Annotated in this window: 14 protein-coding genes and 8 pseudogenes; 13 read left to right on the top strand and 9 right to left on the bottom strand. The window is 67.7% G+C overall.

Going from position 1 to position 19,331, the window contains the following annotated elements; genetic code table 11:
- Window positions 1–128: 128 nt before the first annotated feature.
- Together IO29_RS30535 and IO29_RS30525 are read right to left on the bottom strand one after the other, a co-directional pair.
- Window positions 129–862 (bottom strand): annotated as a pseudogene (locus IO29_RS30535) (IS5 family transposase); the annotation flags it as partial.
- A 242-nt stretch (window positions 863–1,104) separates the two neighbouring features.
- Window positions 1,105–1,523 (bottom strand): annotated as a pseudogene (locus IO29_RS30525) (IS5 family transposase); the annotation flags it as partial.
- A gap of 811 nt (window positions 1,524–2,334) precedes the next feature.
- Between IO29_RS30525 and IO29_RS37305 the strand changes: the two are divergent.
- Window positions 2,335–2,895, top strand: a pseudogene (locus tag IO29_RS37305) (TetR family transcriptional regulator); the annotation flags it as partial.
- Window positions 2,896–2,903: 8 nt separating this feature from the next.
- On the opposite strand, the gene IO29_RS30510 reads toward IO29_RS37305, so the two are convergent.
- Window positions 2,904–4,679: a protein kinase domain-containing protein gene (locus tag IO29_RS30510; RefSeq protein ID WP_033226913.1), complete on the bottom strand. Its 1,776-nt coding sequence runs from the start codon at window positions 4,677–4,679 to the stop codon at window positions 2,904–2,906.
- A gap of 181 nt (window positions 4,680–4,860) precedes the next feature.
- Between IO29_RS30510 and IO29_RS30505 the strand changes: the two genes are divergently transcribed.
- Entirely contained in the window at window positions 4,861–5,370 is a 510-nt protein-coding gene (locus IO29_RS30505; protein WP_030383303.1) for a hypothetical protein, read from the top strand.
- An 81-nt stretch (window positions 5,371–5,451) separates the two neighbouring features.
- Here IO29_RS30505 and IO29_RS40445 read toward each other — a convergent pair whose 3' ends face one another.
- Complete coding sequence (locus IO29_RS40445; protein ID WP_420705406.1) at window positions 5,452–5,802, bottom strand: helix-turn-helix domain-containing protein; 351 nt, start codon at window positions 5,800–5,802, stop codon at window positions 5,452–5,454.
- Window positions 5,803–6,080: 278 nt separating this feature from the next.
- Between IO29_RS40445 and IO29_RS40440 the strand changes: the two genes are divergently transcribed.
- Window positions 6,081–6,335, top strand: a complete 255-nt coding sequence (locus tag IO29_RS40440; RefSeq protein WP_420705407.1) for a transposase — start codon at window positions 6,081–6,083, stop codon at window positions 6,333–6,335.
- Window positions 6,336–6,797: 462 nt separating this feature from the next.
- Here IO29_RS40440 and IO29_RS37295 read toward each other — a convergent pair.
- A pseudogene (locus IO29_RS37295) lies at window positions 6,798–7,034 on the bottom strand (SDR family NAD(P)-dependent oxidoreductase); the annotation flags it as partial.
- A 90-nt stretch (window positions 7,035–7,124) separates the two neighbouring features.
- Between IO29_RS37295 and IO29_RS30495 the strand changes: the two are divergent.
- Window positions 7,125–7,925 (top strand): annotated as a pseudogene (locus IO29_RS30495) (helix-turn-helix domain-containing protein); the annotation flags it as partial.
- A 373-nt stretch (window positions 7,926–8,298) separates the two neighbouring features.
- Here the strand turns inward: IO29_RS30495 and IO29_RS30490 are convergent.
- Window positions 8,299–8,940 (bottom strand): TetR/AcrR family transcriptional regulator, encoded by a 642-nt coding sequence (locus IO29_RS30490; protein WP_106969948.1) that lies wholly within the window; start codon window positions 8,938–8,940, stop codon window positions 8,299–8,301.
- Between the two features lie 68 nt (window positions 8,941–9,008).
- Between IO29_RS30490 and IO29_RS30485 the strand changes: the two genes are divergently transcribed.
- The 5 genes from IO29_RS30485 to IO29_RS37290 all read left to right on the top strand — a co-directional run bounded on the left by IO29_RS30485 (window position 9,009) and on the right by IO29_RS37290 (window position 14,146).
- Window positions 9,009–9,899 carry an NmrA family NAD(P)-binding protein gene (locus IO29_RS30485; RefSeq protein WP_030383299.1) on the top strand — a complete coding sequence of 297 codons (891 nt, stop codon included), beginning with the start codon at window positions 9,009–9,011 and terminating at the stop codon, window positions 9,897–9,899.
- A 227-nt stretch (window positions 9,900–10,126) separates the two neighbouring features.
- Entirely contained in the window at window positions 10,127–10,426 is a 300-nt protein-coding gene (locus IO29_RS30480; RefSeq protein WP_158709402.1) for an amidohydrolase family protein, read from the top strand.
- Between the two features lie 86 nt (window positions 10,427–10,512).
- Entirely contained in the window at window positions 10,513–11,475 is a 963-nt protein-coding gene (locus IO29_RS30475) for an RNA polymerase sigma factor (protein ID WP_030383297.1), read from the top strand.
- A 132-nt stretch (window positions 11,476–11,607) separates the two neighbouring features.
- Window positions 11,608–12,768 carry an acyl-CoA dehydrogenase family protein gene (locus IO29_RS30470; protein ID WP_051708025.1) on the top strand — a complete coding sequence of 387 codons (1,161 nt, stop codon included), beginning with the start codon at window positions 11,608–11,610 and terminating at the stop codon, window positions 12,766–12,768.
- Between the two features lie 544 nt (window positions 12,769–13,312).
- The gene (locus IO29_RS37290; RefSeq protein ID WP_158709401.1) at window positions 13,313–14,146 is read left to right on the top strand and encodes a helix-turn-helix domain-containing protein; all 834 of its coding nucleotides are present in this window, start codon (window positions 13,313–13,315) and stop codon (window positions 14,144–14,146) included.
- A gap of 6 nt (window positions 14,147–14,152) precedes the next feature.
- Here IO29_RS37290 and IO29_RS30465 read toward each other — a convergent pair.
- Window positions 14,153–14,692: pseudogene (locus IO29_RS30465) on the bottom strand (transposase family protein); the annotation flags it as partial.
- Between the two features lie 164 nt (window positions 14,693–14,856).
- On the opposite strand from IO29_RS30465, the gene IO29_RS30460 reads away from it, so the two are divergent.
- Window positions 14,857–16,389 carry a linalool dehydratase/isomerase domain-containing protein gene (locus IO29_RS30460; RefSeq protein WP_051708023.1) on the top strand — a complete coding sequence of 511 codons (1,533 nt, stop codon included), beginning with the start codon at window positions 14,857–14,859 and terminating at the stop codon, window positions 16,387–16,389.
- 11 nt (window positions 16,390–16,400) lie between these two features.
- Window positions 16,401–16,883, top strand: coding sequence for an SCO family protein (locus IO29_RS30455; protein ID WP_199806974.1), 483 nt, complete (start codon window positions 16,401–16,403; stop codon window positions 16,881–16,883).
- Window positions 16,884–17,085: 202 nt separating this feature from the next.
- Here IO29_RS30455 and IO29_RS40435 read toward each other — a convergent pair whose 3' ends face one another.
- Together IO29_RS40435 and IO29_RS30445 are read right to left on the bottom strand one after the other, a co-directional pair.
- Complete coding sequence (locus IO29_RS40435) at window positions 17,086–17,238, bottom strand: hypothetical protein (protein ID WP_199806973.1); 153 nt, start codon at window positions 17,236–17,238, stop codon at window positions 17,086–17,088.
- Between the two features lie 59 nt (window positions 17,239–17,297).
- Window positions 17,298–18,245: an alpha/beta hydrolase gene (locus tag IO29_RS30445; protein ID WP_030383293.1), complete on the bottom strand. Its 948-nt coding sequence runs from the start codon at window positions 18,243–18,245 to the stop codon at window positions 17,298–17,300.
- Between the two features lie 174 nt (window positions 18,246–18,419).
- Here IO29_RS30445 and IO29_RS37285 point away from each other — a divergent pair.
- Together IO29_RS37285 and IO29_RS30440 are read left to right on the top strand one after the other, a co-directional pair.
- Window positions 18,420–18,691: pseudogene (locus tag IO29_RS37285) on the top strand (integrase core domain-containing protein); the annotation flags it as partial.
- A gap of 250 nt (window positions 18,692–18,941) precedes the next feature.
- Window positions 18,942–19,233 (top strand): annotated as a pseudogene (locus tag IO29_RS30440) (transposase); the annotation flags it as partial.
- Between the last annotated feature and the right edge of the window lie 98 nt (window positions 19,234–19,331).

The raw sequence follows: 19,331 nt of genomic DNA, 5'->3' as shown, positions 1-19,331 counted from the left end.
GCGTGTCGGCGCGCGCGGCACAACCCGCTGGAACAGTTCCCACAACTCGTCCGGCACCATCCGCTCGACCATCAGCACGGCAGCAGATTACCTAGACAGTCAAATGAGACGACCTCTAAGAAGTCATCTCATTTGGCGAGTCGGCGGTAGCAGATGAGGGTGCAGGCGATGCTGGTGAAGGCGAGGAAGTGGTCGGCCTTGCGTTCGTAGCGGCGATGGAGGCGGCGGCAGCCGGCGAGCCAGGCCATGGTGCGCTCAACGGTCCACCGATGGCGGCCCAGCCGTTGCGAGCACTCGATTCCCTTGCGGGCGATGCGGTGGGTGATGCCACGCTTGCGTAACCATCGCCGCAGGTGGGCGTAGTCGTAGCCCTTGTCGGCGTGGAGTTTGCCGGGCTTGCGTCGACGTGGTCCGCGGCGCGAGCGAATCGGAGGGATGCCCCTCACGAGCGGGACCAGGGCCTGACTGTCGTGCATGTTGGCCCCGGAGATGCCGACGGATAGGGGCAGACCCGATCGTTCTGTGATCAGGTGGATCTTAGAGCCGTACTTGCCCCGGTCGACAGGATTCGGACCTGTCAGGTCCCCCTTTTCAGGGCCCGCATGTTCACCGAGTCGATCGCGCACCGCGACCAGTCCAGCTCGCCGCGGGCGCCGAGTTCGTCGAGCACCAGGCGGTGCAGCTTGGCCCACACCCTGGCCTTCGACCACTCCGAGAACCGCCGGTGAGCGGTCGCTCCGGACGGGCCGAACGACGCCGAAGGCAGCTGCTGCCAGGTACAACCCGACGTGGCCACGAAGACGATCGCGGCCAGCACTTCCCGGTCGCCGTGCCGACGCCGACCACCGCCCTGCTGGTGGATCAGCGTGCGGCGTCAGATGCGGTGCATCGCAAGGCGGAGGGGTGCCCGGATACTGGATGTATCCGGGCATTCCGACAACGCGGCGAGGCGTCGTAGCTGTCGTCGCGCGCCCGCCAGGGATTGCGGGACAGCCCTTAGGGTCCGTCTTCAAACGGATCTTGCCCAGAGCAGGAACGAGGCGAGGGTGACCGCCGCTTCGTAGGAAGTGGCGGTCTTCTCGTATCTGGTGGCGATGCCGCGAGGTGGATCTTGGTGGTCAGTCCGCCTCGGGATCGGCCGAGGGCGTGATCGTCCGGTTCGTCCTGCTGCTGCCGCCCCCTTTTCGGCCGGTGGCGGCGGCGTGCTGGTGGGCGCGGACGATGGTGGAGTCGATCTGGACCAGCCAGTCGATGTCACCGGCTGCGTCGGCGTGGGCTTGGATGTGCTGCAGGGCCTGGGTGAACACTCCGTCGAGGGCGTAACGGCGGAAGCGGGTGCACACGGTCTTCCACGGCCCGTAGCGTTCCGGCAGGTCACGCCAGGAGATCCCAGTGCGGATCTTGTAGACCATCCCGTTGATGACCTGCCGGTCCTCCACGCGGGCACGTCCCGTCGCGGCCCGGGGTATCAGCAGAGCGAGTAACTCCCACTCCTGGTAGGTGAGTTCATGACGACGTACCACGACATCATGATCCACCACCCGGCTGATCTTTGAAGACGAACCCTAGCGCCAGTCAGTCTGGCGGCGGCATTCGCCGGAGTACCCCTTCTCGCGCAGAGTCCGGTGCATCGTGGAGACGCAGCAGTGGGGGCGCCCGGCATCCAACTCGCGGGCGCGGATCTGGCCGGGGGGCCCGGCGTACTCGGCGCAGTTCCTCAACTTCAGGGCCGCGGCCCGTTCGTCAGCCGTGACAGCCCATGGCTGGACCTGCGGCTTCCTGCTTGCGCTCCTGTGGGCGCCGCAGTCTGCGGGTGAGTGGTCCGGGAGCGGCCAGTCGGCCGGCACGGCGGCGGTGGCACCAAGCGCGTGCTCGACGCTGGCGAAGGCATTGTCGGGTGACCAGGGCAGCGGCGTGCGTCGGTCCGACCCCTCGGAGATCTTCTCCAAGAGCGCGGTTCGCCGTCCGAGGCCCGTCATTCTGTCTCCCGGTGTGATCTCGACGGTGGCCGTGAGGGCGTCCTGGAGTGTTCGCACCCCTGCGAGCATGGGCGAGGGCGGCCTCCCACCCCGCGTGCCTCCCTGCTCTACCCGCCGTGGCCCGTCGCCTTGCCCGCCACGGCGGTGGCCGCGCGGACGAAGGGGGCAAGGGGTGGGTAGGTGGCGTGCTCGTGTCAGGCGAGGACGAGCGTGGTGGGCTCGGCATCATCGACTGGTGCAGGGACCAGGTCGTCGCGGATGGAGGAGGGGAGGACGGCGACCATGCGGCGCAAGGCGATGAGGTGAGGAAGCTACCCAAGGCCGTGGACCTCGGTTCCGTGTGAGCCACCCCTGGATGCCCCCGGCCAGCGCGGCAGGGGCTCCCCGGCGGGGTCGTTCAGACAGACCCGGGTACCGCCCGCGAGGCGATGCGAACTCGGCACGGATTGTGGCTGCCGCGCGCATCAACAAGGCGCAGCTCTACGCGTACTTCGGCAGTAAGGACGGGCTGTTCGACGCGATCTTCTTCGGCTCGCTGGACCGCCTCGTGAACGTCGTGCCGATCGACGCCGACGACCTCGCGGACTGGGTCGTACACCTCTACGACGAGTACCTGCGCCGCCCCGACCTCATCCGGCTGGCCACCTGGGCGCGGCTGGAGCGGCGTCCGGCGGGGCACCTGGTCGAGGACGCCGACCGCCGGGACGACGCCAAGCTCCGGGCCATCGCCGAGGCGCAGGCGGCGGGCCGGGTGCGGCCGGGCGAGCCGTTCGACGTGCTGGCCCCCGTCATCGCCATGTCCATGGCCTGGTCCCCGGTCAGCAACGTCTACGCGGCGACCGCCGACGAGCCCGACGACGTGCACGAACGCCGTCGCGCCCTGCTCCGCGACACGGTCCGCCGCGCCACCTCACCCCACTGGCCTCAGCGGGCCCCGGCGGCTGCGCCACCCCCTGCGGCGCGCTCTCTCTGGAGCTTGGTGAGCCGGGAGACGAAGAGTACAGCGAACACGGTGCTCACGACGGCGACGACGTCGCCGCCCAGGGCGCTGAGGACGGTCCCCAGGGCGTCGTCCGCGGTCTTCTCCTCGTCCCAGGTCCGGTAGGCGCTCAGTTCTGTCGCGAGATGGAGCACCCAGAGCCACCACCAGGTGTGCATCAGCCACCGTCCGGCGCCCGCCGGGCGTCCGGTCGTCGCCGTCCAGATGTCGTTGGCGATCTGCTTGGGCAGGAAGAAGTTGCCGACGGGGATGAACCAGGAGCCCACCGCCAGGCCCGGTCCGTAGCGGATGCGGCCCGGCGCGAACGACTCGGCGTTCTGCCGCATCCGGTGGAACCAGCACACCCACACGGTCGCCGCGGCGAGCAGCACCAGCACGCTGAGGCCCTCGGCCACGAAACTCGTCACCTGCAGCGCCCGGAAGTCGTCGATGCCCCTGGGGGAGGACGAAGCGGGCCGCCCGTCAAGCTCGCCCTGGACGGCCCTGAGGACGGTGAAGTCGAACAGCACCGGCACGACGAACAGGATGAGCAGGACGTTCAAGGCCGTGGCCAGCCTCTTCGCCTGACGTGCGGGCGGCGGGGCGTACGGCGACGGTGTGACGGGTGCTACTGCGGGAGCCGGGATGGAGTACGGCGATGACTGCGCGCCCCCCGGACCCGCGCCGAGCGGCGTGCGGCTCTGCCACGGGGGCGTCGCTGGGTTGTACGCGGCGGGCGGCGGTCCGAAGCCTACGGCGGGAGCCGTGCTGGAAGCCGCCCCGACCGGCGCCCGGTCCTCCGGGTCCTCGCTGTCCAGCAGCTGTACGGCGTGCCGGCCCAGCTCCGCCAGCACCTCGCCGGGCAGCCACGCACCGCCCGGGGTGTCGTCCGCGCCCGCCATATCCTCGATCGACGTCAGCAGTTCCTCGGGGGCGGGGCGCTTCTCGGGCTCCTTCGCCAGGCAGGCCGAGACGACACCCTGCCAGGATTCGGGGACCCCGGTCAGGTCCGCCTCCTCGGTCGCGATGCGGAAGAGCAGCGAGTGCAACCCGGCCTCGTCGGTGCCGAAGGGCATCCGGCCGGTCGCCGCGTAGGCCAGCACCGCGCCGAGGCAGAAGACGTCACTCGCGTACGACACCTTCTCCCCGCGCACCTGCTCCGGGGACATGAAGCCGGGCGACCCGACGACGGCGCCGGCCTTGGTGAGCCCCTCGGCGGACTGCGTGGAGGCGTCCAGGGCGCGGGCGATACCGAAGTCGATGACGCGGGGTCCGTCGATCGTCACCAGGACGTTGGAGGGCTTGAGATCGCGGTGGACGAGGCTGGCGCCATGGATGGCCTGCAGCGCCCGCACCAGTCCCGCCGCCAGCACCCGCAGGGTGCGGGAGGGCAGCGGCCCGTACTGCCGGTCGACAACCTCGGCGAGCGAGGGCCCGGCGACGTACCCGGTGGCGACCCAGGGGGTGGCCGCCTCGGTGTCGGCGTCCAGCACCGGCGCGGTCCACTCACCGCCGATGCGCTGCGCCGCCTTCACCTCCTGCGCGAAGCGCCGCCGGAAGTCGGGCATGCGGGCCAGTTCCTCCCGGACGGTCTTGACGGCCACCGTCCGGCCCCGGTCGGAGCGCGCCAGGTACACCCGGCCCATGCCGCCCTCACCGAGCCTGCCGAGCAACCGGTACCTGCCGATCCATTCGGGATCATCCGGATTCAACCCGTCCATCTTGCTCCCTCTCCCCTCGGCGACACCTTGCGCACCGGGATTGGGGACGAGGATAGAGGCAGGGGTGACGCGTGGAAAAGCCGGTACTCCCCGTGCGGTTGAGCGGGTCACGGCGCACGGCTATGGTCGCGGACGCGGACCCGCCCGTCTCCGGGCCCTTGCCCGTGACACCATCTGCTGCGTGCTCGGCATCGGCTACGCCCTCTCCACCCGCTTCCCGGACCCGCCGCAGACGGACTACCGGCGCGCGGACGTCCACGCCCTGCGGCACGACCTGTTCTGCGGGGACGTGTACCTCGCCGACACCAAGGCGGACCGGGAGTTGCCCACAGCCTGGGGATGGGTGCCGGTGCTCGACTTCGCCTGGGCGCTGTGCGACATCGTGGAGCACGTCGACCGGGACCCGGCGGGCTCCCGGGCCGCCCGGCCGCAGCAGGCCGAGCCGGACTTCACCGAGTCCACCGACCGCCTGCTCTTCGAGCGCCGCTTCGGCCGGGTCGACATCGAGGCGGAGTGGCTGCCGGCGTGCGAGCCCTCGCTGTCCTTCTCCCACACCGAACTGCGCCGCGAGGCCCGGGACTTCCTGCACGACCTGCTCGCCGACCTCACCGACCTGCACGATGACCTGGCGGACATCCCGGCGACCTGTACCCTCCAGGCGCGCTTTCCAAGGGTGGCCTGGAGGCCCTGAGGCTGAGCGCACATACCGAGATGATCCACCTGCCGACCGGAGCGGTCAGAGTACTTTCGTCCGGTGCGAGTTCGACGGTCATCAAGTGCAGCGGGAGACGGTTCCGTTCTTCTCTTGAGGGAGCACGCGTGCACCGTCGCGCAGGACGGTAAGGACTCGACCTTGCGACGGCCCAGTTCGAAAGCCACCTGACGAGCACCCCACCGCAGATGCTGCTGCCGGAGTTCGCAGAGCGATGCCTCGACATCCGCGGGTAGCCTGGACGGCGCGATGGGGACGCCGAGACCGCTTCACCAGGCACTCGACCCCACCCTCCTGATACCGCTTCCGCCACGTATGCACCGACTGCAGCGACACGCCGCACCTCAACGCGACCTCGACCACGGGCGCCCCGTCCAGGACCTCCAAGACCGCCCGATATCGATGCTCCACGAGCGCCTGTGGCTCCACCCTGCCCCTTTGTTACAGGAAACAACGACCGTCAGCGGTCAAGAATCTGATGAGAACAGAACGTCAAAGATCTCTTGAGCCCACACACGTCAGAGACTGGCTCAGGCAGGCCCTCGGACATCCGGGCCCGCACCAGTTGCAGCACCTGAAGTCGCAGGCCAGGACGCTGTGCTAGGCGCGGACGAGACCGTCGACGCCAAGTCCTCCCTCACTGCGTCGGGGCCGGCCGCCAGTACTCTGGTGCGCTCACGGGCGTCGGTCTGTGCCAGGTGGTTGTCCACCTGGCCGCGGTCACCGACATCGTGACTGTGGTGATCGACCGCAGCCTGTATCTTCCCAGGGACTGGGCCGCGGACGAGGAACGCCGCGAGGCTGCCGGGGGCGCGGAGGAGACCATGTTCACGGCCAAGCCGCAGCAGGCCACAACATGGTGGCTCACACCTGTGGTCGTTGGGCGTCGCCCGCAGGCATGTGGTGGTGACCGAGGGAGCGGGTTGCAGGTGGCAAGCCCGTGAGATGATCAACAAGCTCCTGCCCCGCCAGCGGATGCGCTCGCGGTACGGACGCGGTACGGGGGAACTCGCGAGTACGACTGGGCCTGGCTCGATGTCCGCGCGGGCGACATCCCCAGGGGTGTCGCCCGTCGGCACCGCTACCCGGGGCTCTCCTTCCTCCGCCGCTGTCCGCGCCCTCACAGCCGCTGCCACGACCACCGGACAATGTCTGGACCGCCTCGATCACGTCGACTCTGGCCGTGCCGCCCGCCTCGACCGACGTCAACCGGTCGGCGAAGTCACCGGCCGATACGAGCCCCGAGAACCATTCGTCTTCGTCCTTGCGGGGTCGTGAGGCGGCTCGCAGCATGTGAAACCGTGGCTCGGCGTCCGGCAGAGAGTCAGGGCACGAGGTTGTCGAGGTCGATGTCGAGGAGAATGGGAACGGAGACCTTCAACCGGTTGCGGTGGATGCCGGTGCTACGTGTCCAGCTCGGGGTACCGGGCGAGCGCGGCGTCACGGGCGGAGGCGACGGAAGCACTGTCGGTGACGTCGATGCCGATCGTGCCGAAGCCTTCTGCGGCGAGTTCCGCGAGTGCCTCCTGGCTGCGGCCGCCGACGGCCACGGTGCTGCCCGCCGCGGCGAACCGCCGGGCCAGCTCCCGTCCGATACCCGAGGCCCCGCCGACGATGAGAGCGGTGCGGTCGGAGAGATCCAGGACTTCTTCCTTTCAGTCCCTGGCGCCGACGGCGTTCAGGCTCGTGACGCAGACGGCGATGTTCCCTGTCCCGTTCGAAACAGTGCTTTCCAGGCAGGGCTCCCGCCCGGCGGCAACCGCCGCGTGCCTGGCCTGCGCCGTGAGGAAGTCGCCCTGCTCGCCGGAATCAGTCCCGATTACTACCTTCGCCTGGAACGGGGCCGCGACAAGAACCCCTCTCCGCAGGTCCTCGCATCACTCGCGCGCGTCCTGCAGCTCGACGACGTCGAGCGGACGTATCTGCTCGGCCTCGCGTCGGCACGCCCCAGGACGCCGCGCCGCAAGCGTCCCGAGCACGTACCGGCGCGGGTGCACGAGCTGCTCGCCCACCTGCGGATTCCCGCGTTCGTCGAGGGTCGCGCGTTCGATGTCCTGGCCTCCAACCCCATGGCGGTCGCGCTCTCCCCCGCCTGCGACCCGGCCAGAACTGGCTTTCGTTCTCTCCTGCTCGACCCGGAGGAACAGGCCTTCCACCAGGACTGGACTGCGGCCACCGCCGACTTCGTCGCCGCCCTGCGCACCACCATCGGGGACGACACGGACAACCCCCGGTTCGTCGCGCTCGTCGGAGAGCTGGCACTGTCCAGCCAGCGCTTCCGTACCCTGTGGGCCCGGCACGACGTCCGCGGTCTCGACGGCGGCACGGCCACCGTCCACCACCCCGTCGTCGGTGAACTGCACCTCCACAGCGACAAACTCCCCGTCGGCGACGTCATCCTCGTCGTGTACTACCCCGACAAGGACAGCGGCAGCGACGAGAAGCTGCGGCTCCTCACGGCACTGTCACTTACCGAATCCACCAGCACAGCACACGGCAGATCGGCGGACGACCCGCGCCCAAGGACACCCTGACGAACTCGTGTCGTCCTGGGTCTCGACCAGGCCCCCCACGTCGTACTGATCGTGTCAGACTGCTGCGGCAGCCCCGGCTTCGCGGTGAGCTGAGGGCCCTCGGTCCGGGCACAGCCGACCAGCTTGTCGGTCAGCTGGTCCTCACAGACTCCACAGGCGCCGGTTCACTCGGTCCGATGGACTCCGCTCGGCCATGCCAGTGCTGGTCGTCGATGCACTTGCTTCCCATCTGACGCTACTTCCTCTGGAGCCTCACGACCCGGTCTCCAGGTGTGCACTATCAAGGGGAAGCGGCCCCGCCGCTGTGGTGGTCAGGCCGGGAGTGCGGCCTTGTATGCAGCCCGTCGCCCTAGACCGCGCCGGCCTCGGATTGTCAGGAGCACGCGGGTTTGCCCGGGAGAAGCTGTCTGACGCTTGCGGCGATGCGGTCGAGGCCGACATCGGTGGTAAGAGCGCTCTTGTCGGGGTGTTCGGCGATTGGGGCTCGAACGCCGAGCAGGGCCTGCACGAGTTCGGGGTGGACAGTCCGGCCGACGATGGCCTCGGCCGTCTCCCGCGCCTCCTCCTGCGTCAGTCCCCAGACCCGGGAGACGTACGCGCTGATGCACGTCGTGGGAGCTTCGAAGACCGCCTCGTAGTAGCCGGAGGCGATCTCGGGCACTCTCTCCGCCTCGGCGATCCCCATCCGGAGCGTGCGCAGGGATGAGGACCACAGCAGTAGCTGAAGCAGCCGTCCGCAGTAGCGCACAAGGGCGTCAGCCGGGTCGGCCCGGTCAGCAGTGACGTAGTGCTCCGGCGAGCCCAGGCGGTCGAGGTAGAGCTCGCGCACCAGGGCGACGACCCCGGAAAAGAGGGCGTCCTTGCTGGGGAAGTGTGCGTAGAGCGATCGTTTGGAGGTCTCGGCCCGCTGGGCGACGACGTCCATCGAGGTGCGCTCGTAGCCGGTCTCGAGAAACACGTCCTTTGCGGCTAGGAGGATGTGCTCGCGGAGCTTCTCGCCTCGTCGCACCACCATGGTGGCCCCTTCCTGAAGTAGACGGTACAGTGGAGTTTACTTTCTCCAGTCATACGGGAGGTATACCCATGATCGTCGTCACTGCCCCCACTGCCAAGATCGGCCGCCGCGTCGTCGAGCAGTTGCTCGATGCCGGCGAGCCCGTCAGGGTCGTTGCCCGCGATCCGCAACGACTCTCTCCCGCCATCCGTGACCGCGTCGACATCGTGGAGGGCTCCCACCGCGACGCCGCGGTTGTCGACAAGGCTTTTGCCGGCGCCGACGCGGTGTTCTGGCTGATGCCCAGCGACCTGCGCGCTCCCGACGTGATGACCTCCTACGTCGAGGCCAGTAGGCCGGGCGTCGAGGCCGTCGCCGCGCACGGCGTCCACCATGTCGTCGGGGTATCGGCGCTGGGCCGGGGGACCGCCGTTGCAGATCGGGCCGGCAACGGCACCGCCTCGCTGGCCATGGACGACCTGTTCGCTACGGTGACGAACTACCGCTCGCTCGCCAACCCGACCTTCATGGACAACACGCTGCGCGACATCCGCACGATCCTGGGGGAGGGCGCGATCTTCGGTCCCTTCGCGCCCGACCGTAAGCTGCCGATGGTGGCCACCCGGGACATCGGCACCGCCGCCGCTCGCCTGCTGCTGGACCGCGGCTGGACCGGCTTCGCCGACGTCCCGCTGCTCGGCCCGGAGGACCTGTCGGGCAACGACATGGCCACTGTCATCACCGACGTGCTGGGCATCCCGGTGCGCTACGTGCAGATCGAGGCGGCGCATTTGGAGACCGCCATGCTCTCCTTCGGCGCGTCGCCCGGCATGGCCCGGGCGATGGCCGACATGGCGACGGCCAAGATCGACGGCCTTGACGACGGAGTCGTCCGCACCGACGCGAACAGCACGCCCACCACCTTCCGCCAGTGGTGCACAGAGGTCCTCCGACCTGCTGTCGACGCCGCCCGCTCCTGACCGCACCACGCGAGGACGAGACAACTCTCACCTGCATCGAGGAACAGGCAATGGATCCTGCGATCACGGAAGCCGCCGGACCGCTGCCCACCAGCGAGGCACCCTGTCTGTGCTTCCAGGCCGTCGGCTCGGTGTCCGTGTCCGGGGCCCCGGGCGGTCCCCAGCGGCGGCCCTGGGCACCGCGTACCGGCTGGGTACCATTCCGGGCGAGGGCTTGGATCCGTTGGATGGACGGGCACAGCATCGACGTAAAGATCGTGTCCTGGACGAGCCCTGTCCAGATGGTGCCCGCCGATCCGGGCATCGCGTTGTGCCGCGTCGCCAACGACAGCCTCGCCGCCGCGGTGGCCGCCCACCCCGGCTGGCTGTTCGCGGCCCTGCCGGGGCAGGATCCCGCCGCCGTCGCCGAACTGGACCAGGCCACTTCGGGGCTCGGCAAGCGCGGAGTCCTGATCCTCGGCCGGCCTGGCGATTGGTTCCTCGACGGTCCGATCACCGGCTGGTCCTCGCTCGGATCGCCGAGCTGAAGTCCGGTGCCGGACTGAGCCTGCCCTACCTGCCCCCGCGACATACCCCCATTCGAACCCGCCCAAGTCCTACTAGCCTTTCGGTCATGACGATTTCTCGTTCTGCTGCTACCACCGACGCAGAGTTGGTGCGGGCCGCGCAAGCGGGCGATGTGAGCGCCCTCGGTAGTCTGCTGGGCCGCCACCGGCCAGCGCTTCTCGCCGTCGCCATCAGCATGGTTGGTTACGGCCCTGACGCCGAGGACGCCGTGCAGGAGGCGAGCATGACCGCCCTACGACGGCTCGACGATCTGCGTGATCCCGGCGCGGTGGGCGCCTGGCTGCGTGCGGTGGTCCGCAACGCCTGCCGCATGCAGTACCGGGCGCCGGCCCATGTTCCTCTGGACGCCGGTGTCGCGTCGGTACTTCGGTCGGCAGAACCGGATCCCGCGGAATTGCTGGGACAGCATGCCACCCGGGACTGGCTCTGGCAGGCGCTGGAGGAGTTGTCACCCCCGCTGCGTTTGGTGCTCATGCTGCGCTACTTCAGTGGTGTGGCGGCGTATCAGGACATCGCTGATGTCTGCGGAGTGCCGGTGGGCACCGTGCGCAGTCGGCTGAGTGAGGCTCGCGGCAAGCTGACACGAGCCCTGCTGGCGACCGCCGACACCGCGCACGGCGACATCCGAGCCGTCACCGCGGAACGACGGTGTCAAGCCGAGGAGTTGCTGAGCGCAGCGCGGCGCGGTGCGCCGGTGCCCGCTCTGGCCACCTCCTGGCTGCCGACGGTCGCGGTGTCTGGGCCTGGTGGCATGCGAGCCGAGGGGTACGACCTGCTTGCCCACGGGTTTCGGCAGGATCTGACCGCCGGTGTGGGCTATCGGCTGACCAACGTCGTCGCCAGCGGTGATGTCGCCATCTGGGAGGTCGCGCTGCAGAGCCCGCCGGAGGACCCGTTCCATTGTCCGCCCAGCGCGGTGTGGGTCCTGCATCTGCGTGCCGACTGGGTGGAGCGGGCCCGGCTCTTCCACACGCGCCGGGAGCCTCCGACGCACACTCATGCAGCGTGACCCGCATCACAAGCGAAGCTTCGAACTTTTGCCCCGCACCACGCATCTGGTGGTGGCGACAACGTGACCGGTAGCCGCGCCCCCGCGGGCGGCGCCGCAGGGATCCGGTTCCTTCTTCCGTTCGGAGATGACATGCTTTCCTACCCCCAGCCTGCTCAGGCCGCCGAGGACTTGCCCGAGTTGCTGCGCCCCACCATCGAGAAGTACCGGGCCCAAGCCCAGGAGTTGCGCAGGCTGCCGGACGAACTCCTCGACCAACTGCGCGCCAACGGCGCGTTTCGCCTCAACACTCCGCGTGAGCTGGGCGGGTACGAGCTGCCGCTGGCCAGGACGGCGGCTGTGATCGAGCACCTCGCCCGCATCGATGGCTCGACCGCCTGGGTCGTGTGGAACCTCAATACCGGCTTCACTGCCTCGTTCCTCACCGAGGCGAGTGTGGAGCGAGTCTGGGCAGACGGCCCGGACCCGATGATCGCGCACTCCAGCCAGCCGGGTCATCTGGCACCGAGCGACAACGGCTTCCGGCTCTCCGGTGAGTGGAAGCTCGTCAGCGGGGTCGATGCGGCCCGGTGGATCGGACTGCTCGCACTCGTCCTGGACGACGGGCAGCCACGCATGACCGAAGCTGGCCCGGAGTGGCGCTTCTGCCTGGTTCCCCGCGCCTCGGTGACCGTGCGCGACACCTGGCACTCGACCGGAATGCGAGCCACGAACAGCAACACGGTCACGATCCAGGACGTACCGGTGGCTGCCGACATGGTCGTGGCGCCCGATGTGGCCGCCCGCATCGACCGCCCGCTCTATCGCGTATCGCTGATTGACCAGATCCCCGCCGGGAGCGCGGCGATCGTACTGGGCTTGGCGCGCGCGGCGATCGAAGAGACGGCAGCGTTGTCGCTCGCCAGGACCGGACCGGACGGCGCGCCGCTCGCACAGCAGCCTCGGATCCAGGCCGTTTTCGGCCGCGCGGCCGCGCGGGTCGACGCCGCATGGGAGTTGCTGATGACCGCCCTGCGAGGACTAGATGCCGCTGCGGCGGAGGGCCGCCCCGCTACGGAGGCGGAACGCGCTGCAGAGCTGGGCGCGTTGTCTCACGCGGGCGAGACCGCACGCGAAGTGCTCACGTCGATGCACGAGGTGGGCGGTTCAAGCGCTCTGTACGAATCGAGTCGACTGGGCCAGCTCTTCCGCGACGGCCACACCGCCGCCCAGCACATCGCCCTGTCCTCGGCCCACTACGAACCGGCCGGTCGCAGCGTCCTCGGTATCCCCGCCGCCGACCCCGCCCTGTGAATTGACGACGACCGACGAGCACTGCCGGTCGATCGACGCCGAAGCGCTCGGCCGCACGTAGGCGCGGTTGATGTTGGTGCTGGTGGACAGTTCTTCCGAGCTGACGGTGCTGCCCTCGAGCGTGTCGGCCAGGAAGGTCAGCACGTGCACCGCGACGGCGAATTGCCACTGCGGGCTGCCGGCCACTGAGCCTGCGCCGCACCGAGTTCGCAGGCCAAATGGCTGGCGTGGTCGGTCCTCGGGATGCTTGTGCTGATCGTGGGCGGGACCCACGGAGAAAATCGTCCGGCGTTGATTTCGAGGTTCGTCAGAACGATGGCGAGCACACGTGTCGCGACCTCAAGCAGCTGATCGCGGTTGCGAGCGGCGTCGACTCACATCGTTCGTGGCCTCGGACGTGAAGCGGAGCGTAGTCCGCTTCGGGTGGCTGTTATGAGCGGAACCACAGCTGCCGCGTCAGTAGCCCCTCCTTTTGTAGCCCTGAGCTGACGGATCTGTTTCTGTCACTACTCGCTTCCCCGATCCCCACACAAGGGAAAAATACGTGATCATTACGTTGCGAGATCAGCCCAGTCAGAAACTCGTTGTGGAAAAGCGAGCCGCGGGACACGATAGCGGCGCCTGGACGTACCAATTGCCGGATCAGTGGTTCGGCATCGTCACGCCAATACGAGGCGCGTGTCAAATTGAAGGTCGGGAGAAGCGCGATTGGTCACGTACCACGCTCAGGCCTGGAGAGGTCTGTCGGGTCGCACCCAACAACGTGATCCGGGTCAGCCGAATGCTGCCCAGACGCCTCCCCTTCGAAGTCATTTTTATACAGCTTTCCCTAGAAGTTCTTCAGCGGACACTGGAAACGCACACCACCGCGCCTGTCCGTGACATTTCGGAATTACAGACACTGCGCTCCTTCGATCCACATGTGGCGTCCATGGCGGAAACTCTACTTCAGGCTCGGACAGGTGCAGGAGAGCGCTATACCCAGAGTGCAGCCCACTATCTAGCTGAGTACCTACTCTATCCACGCCGCGACGCCTCACCGGCCATCGGAGGTCTTAGCCCGGAACAGCTTCAAACGGTGACAGAATTCATGAGATCGAATTTCTCCTCGAGTATCACGCTTGATCGACTTGCCGAGGAAGTGGGAATCAGTCGCTACCACTTTCTGCGTCGTTTTTCCGCAGCTACCGGAAAGACGCCTCTGCAGTACCTGACCGAGTTGCGAATCGAAGCCGCCTGCTATCTGCTTGCAGTAGACAATGGCCCAGTATCTCAAGTCGGTAGACGCTGCGGCTTCCCCAACCCCGAGCACTTCGCCCGCGTGTTCCGTAAGCATATTGGATGTGCGCCATCGCAATACCGGAAGCAAGGTCAGTGAGCGTTTTCAGCGTTGCCTCTCCAGGGTGAGGACGGCTTTGGCGATGACGGCCATGAGATTGGGGCTGCAGCGGGCTCTGCGGAAGGTCTGCCAGGATTTCAGGCGGGCGACTCCCATCGCAAGGCGGAGGGGTGCCCGGATACTGGATGTATCCGGGCATTCCGACAACGCGGCGAGGCGCCGTAGCTGTCGTCGCGCGCCCGCCAGGGATTGGCGGGACAGCCCTTTGGGCGGGCGGCGCTTCGCGGTGGTGACCCAGTCGCTGGCACCGATGCAGGCCATGTCCGCGAGGACCGGGACACCCTGGCGTTCACAGATCCGGATGATCTTGTGAGTGCGGGCGGCCGTCAGGTCGTGGGTCCGGCCTGGCAGGGCCGGCGACAGCCACAAGATCTTCCCGACAAGATCTGTGACGACCTGCACGTTCACGCCGTGCCGCTTGTGCTTGGACGAGTAGTCGGCCCGTCCGTCGCCGACCCGGTCGCACTCGGCGAGGGTGCCGTCCACAAGGACGTAGTCGAGGTCCGCCTCCCGCAGTGTCTTCAGCCGTCACTGACCGGGTGATCGGGTATCGCCGCACCCGGCTCGCCGCGTACAAGGTTCCTTGCTCCGTCTGCTTCGTCGCGGCGCTGCGGCAGACGTCGACCGGCAAGGTTATGCGCCGTCGGCTCGCCGACCTACAGACCGAACCAACCACCTAGGAGGTCTCGATGACCGAGCACCTGCTCACCGCAGCACAGACAGGCCACTTGCGGCACTTCGACAATCTCTCGCGCCAGTTGCCCAACGACTGGTCCCTGATGCAGGGCAAGGGAACCGGCCAGGACGATTTCGGCGGTTATCGCTTCCAGCTCGCCTACATGGCCTACGCCCTGGCACTCACCCACGTCCATCGCCTGCCGGCCGCTCCGGGACTGTTCCAGCCGACAATGCAGCGGCTTATCGACAAGATCCTCCTACCCGAGGTCTGGATGTACTGGCGCGATTCGAGTCGTGGGGGAGCGGTGTTCAACGCTCATCTTGTGGACTCCCTCGGCGAGGAATGGGATCCCGTCGTCCGCGACAACATCATGTACAGCGCGTATGTCCAGTCGATGGCACTCCTGCACGACCATCTCTTCGACAGCGATCGCTATGCGGCTCCCGGCTCGCTGACCATGCGGCACTGGTCGTTCTTCTGGGGTGGCGAGGAGAAACGCTTCGCTTACGACAGGGATGCACTCAACGAGCACATATATTGGCAAATGGTGCAAAATGGCTACCTGGGTGTGGCCTGTGAGCCGAACTGCGTCTTCCAGATCTGCAACCAGCCCGCGATCCTTGGTTTCCGGCTGCACGACCTGCTCACCGGGGGCAACCGCGCCGACGAGGTCATCGCCGGTTACGAGCAGGCGTGGGCCGATTTCGGTCGGCTCGACGACGCGGGGCACTACAACCAGGTGATCCTCCAGGATTCCAAGACCGTCGAGCCGAACAGAGCGCCCTCACCCTGGGTGGACGCGTGGTGCGGCACCCTGATGAACATGTGGAACCGCGACTTCGTGCGCGCCAACTACCCACGACAAGTCGCCGACTTCCTCGTCCCCGGCCCGGACGGCACCTTGGCGGTGCGCCCCGTGGAGCGCCAGGAGGTGTTGGGCCAGAGAGTGATCGCCGACAACTGTGACTTCGGATGGGTGACCGCGTGGGCGTCCGAAATGGGAGACGAGCGCGCACTTAAGGGACTACTCGCCCACGCTGACCGCTTCATGAACCCGACATGGCGCGACGGTGGTCTGTACTACCCCCGCAACGACACCGTCGTGGCCCCCGACGGACACCTCGTCGAGATGGACCCGCTCAGCGGCAACGTGCTGATCGGGTACGCACGGCTCAACGTGCCGGACGGGCTGTGGGGCCTGTACAACCGGCCCTGGGGCCGAGAGCATTTTGACGAGCCCGCACTGACCGCCGTCGACCGGGACGTCGACGTCAGCCGGGCCGAGGTTGTCGACGGCGTGCTGCACACACGGCTGCAACGCAGCCATGAAGTCCCTGGCGACGGCACCGTCACCATCAGCGGGATCGCCGCCCGCGGACGTTGGACCCTCGCCGTCGATGGACTGCCCACTGCCTCCATCGACGGCACCACTGCACTGTGTGAGCCGGGACCGTTCGCCGAAGCGGTAAACGTCCGCGGTGAGCAGGTCGTGCTCCGCTGCACCGATACCCCGCACCGGTTCACCTTCTGGCAGGAACGATGACGACACCGGGAATGACCCCCACGAAGCCCTCCTTCTCCCTCGTCGACCACCAAGGTACGCACGTGACCGAGCAGACCTACCGGGGCCGGTGGCCGCTGGTGTTCTTCGGCTTCACTCACTGCAAGATGGTGTGCCCGCGCGCGATGAGTAGGCTGTCCGACGTACTGGACGAACTCGGAGAGCTCGCCGACAAGCTGCACCCGCTCTACATCACCGTCGACCCAGACCGGGACAACCCGGACGTGCTTCAGGACTTTCTCCGCGCCTATCCGCGCTTCACCGGACTCACAGGCCCGGTCGCCGGGGTCGAGCACGCCAAGCGGGAGTTTCGGGTCTTCGCCCGACGCAGAGACGATCCCGACGACCCGGACGGCTACTCCGTGCCGCACACCGCGATCACCTACCTGCTGACCCCGCAGGGAGAGTACGCTGCCCACTTTCTCGACACCCTCGACCCCGCGGAGATCACCGCCAGGCTGCGGCACATCCTGTGAACCCGCGCTCCGGGTGCGGGCCTCGCGCAACCCTGCCCGGACGCGCACCCGGGCCGCTCGCGACGGCGGCGACTGGATCCTGAAGGCTCGTAGGCACTGTTTCCCGGACCATGTGCGGAGCCAGACCAGGAGGGCTGCGAGGGTGACGGTGCCGAGGTAGATGTGGGCGCGTTTCTCGTAGCGTGTGCCGGATTCCGCGTCGTCACAGGTACCGTCGGTTGCTGCGGGAGGTGTAGGCCAGCACGTGGTCGGGCCGGGTGCGGAACCGGCCGACTCCCGTCCGGGGTACGGAGATCTGCCTCCGTACGACCTGGGCAAGCCGCGCCAGCATGGGGTCCTGGTCGCCGATCACCATCGTGCACTGAGCAATAGTGATCGGCGGAGCGATGCCCGGTGTGGCACGCGACGTCGCGGCTACCGACCAGCCGCGTAGGCGGCCTGGAGGTGATTGCCGATCATCGTGACCGCGGTTCGAGCAGTCTTGGCGGGCTGGAAATGCGTGAACCCGTGGTCGACGCCGGCGAACTCGTGGTGATCGACCTTCGCGCCGTTCGCCCGCGCCTTCTCGGCGAACAAGCGCATGTCGTGTCGGAGTGTGTCGAGGCCACCGGTGAGAATTAGCAAGGGTGGGAAGCCGCCCGGATTCAGGTACTTCGCCGGGGACACGACCGGATCGGTCAGGTCGGCACCGAGGAGGTAGGTCTCGCGGACCATCCGCAACATCCAGTGCCCGATGACCGGCATCTTCCGCGGCGAGGTGCGGCTTTCGTCTGGCAGGGAGAAGTCCGAGACGCCGTACTCCAGGCTCGCCGCGACCGGCGTAGCCTCCCCGTCCTGCAGGGCTTGGACTATCACACTAAGTGCGAGTTTCGCGCCCGCGCTCGCCCCACCGATCGAGACCCGGGTCGGGTCCCAACCGCGGACGCTGGCACGGTCGAGGAGCCACAAGTAGGCGTCGTAGGACTCCTGTTCGGCGACAGGGAAACGGACCTGCGGGCTCACGTCGTAATCGGGAAGAACGACGAAGCAGCCAACCTCACTGGCCAGGTACCGCGCGACGTTGTCCTCCTGCTCCGGACGGCGCGCCACGAACGCTCCGCCGTGAAAGAGCAGGTGGACCGGAGGACGCCGCTCAGCGGTCAGCTCCGCTTCGATGTCCGCGCGAACCGGCGAGTAGAGCAAGGCGGATATATCGCCGTGCCGGGTGGGGATCCTTATTCGCTCCGGGGCGGCGACGGGTTTCGTCGCGAACTGCAGCTTCGGCGATTCGAGCAAGAGCCGACCCAGGACCGGGAAAATCGCCTGGAACGAGCGGGCAACCAGCGCGGGCCGCCAGGCGATAGCTGGTTCTTTGAATGACATCGGATACTCCTGGGGTGAGAACGGAGCCGGCTCTGGACTGTCCGGCTTAGGCGATGACGTGCTGCATGGCATCGACGGCAGTCTCAGTCTGGTCGGCGTAGATGTAGTGGTCAGCGCTGGGCGCCGCGACCTGATCGCTGCGATCGGGCAGGCCGGGCCACTTCTCCTGGCGAGAGCCGCGCCCGGCAGCAGGCTCTCGCCGACCTCGGCGCGACTGGCAAGCTCACCCGCCCCTACCGGCCGCAGACGAACGGCAAGGTCGAACGTTTCAACCGGACCCTGCACGACGGATGGGCCTCCTGCGGCCCTGTCCCAGCAACGACGAAGGAACAGCAACTCTGGCAGACTTCCTCCACAGCTACAACAACCAGCCCCGCTGTGACACCGCGCTCGGCCCCCACCCACCGATCAAGCGCGTGAACACTCCTGCGGGTCAATACAACTAATACTCCAGCAGCGTTTCGCTATCTGGCCTGGTCGGTGGCGTCGTCGGGAGTGTAGTTGGCTGCTGGCACGTCAGGAGCGGTCTTGCCGGACCGCCCCTCCAACGAATGACATCGAGAACCGTCTGCGCGGTGACGAGGGCAGTCTTCCCGCGTGATCGACGACTTTGCCGACGCGACCTGGGACTGTGCACTCGACGACCTCTTCCTGCGCATCGGCCACCGTTTCGGCCGTGCCGACCTGCGACGCCCCATGCGTGGACTACGTCCGCGCCCTGCTCTGCCCGGTCGGCCGCAAAAGCGGCTGGCAACTGGCCGAACACGCAGGTCACCGCGCCCCTGCCCCCCTGCAACGGCTGCTGAACGGAGCCACCTGGAACCCAGACGACATCCGCGACGACCTGCAGGCATACGTCGCTGAACGACTCGGCGAAGCCGACGGAGTCCTCATCCTCGACGACACTGGCTTCGTCAAAAAAGCCACCACCTTCGCAGATGTCCAGCGCCAGTACTCAGGCACCGCCGGCCGCCGCACCGAGAACTGCTAAGAGGTCGTCTCATTTGGCGAGTCGGCGGTAGCAGATCAAGGTGCACGCGATCGCGGCGAAGGCGAGGAAGTGTTCTGCCTTGCGTTCGTAGCGGC

Source organism: Streptomyces sp. NRRL F-6676 (genome assembly GCF_000725625.1).
Lineage (GTDB): Bacteria > Actinomycetota > Actinomycetes > Streptomycetales > Streptomycetaceae > Streptomyces.
This window is presented reverse-complemented; position numbering and strand designations above follow the sequence as displayed.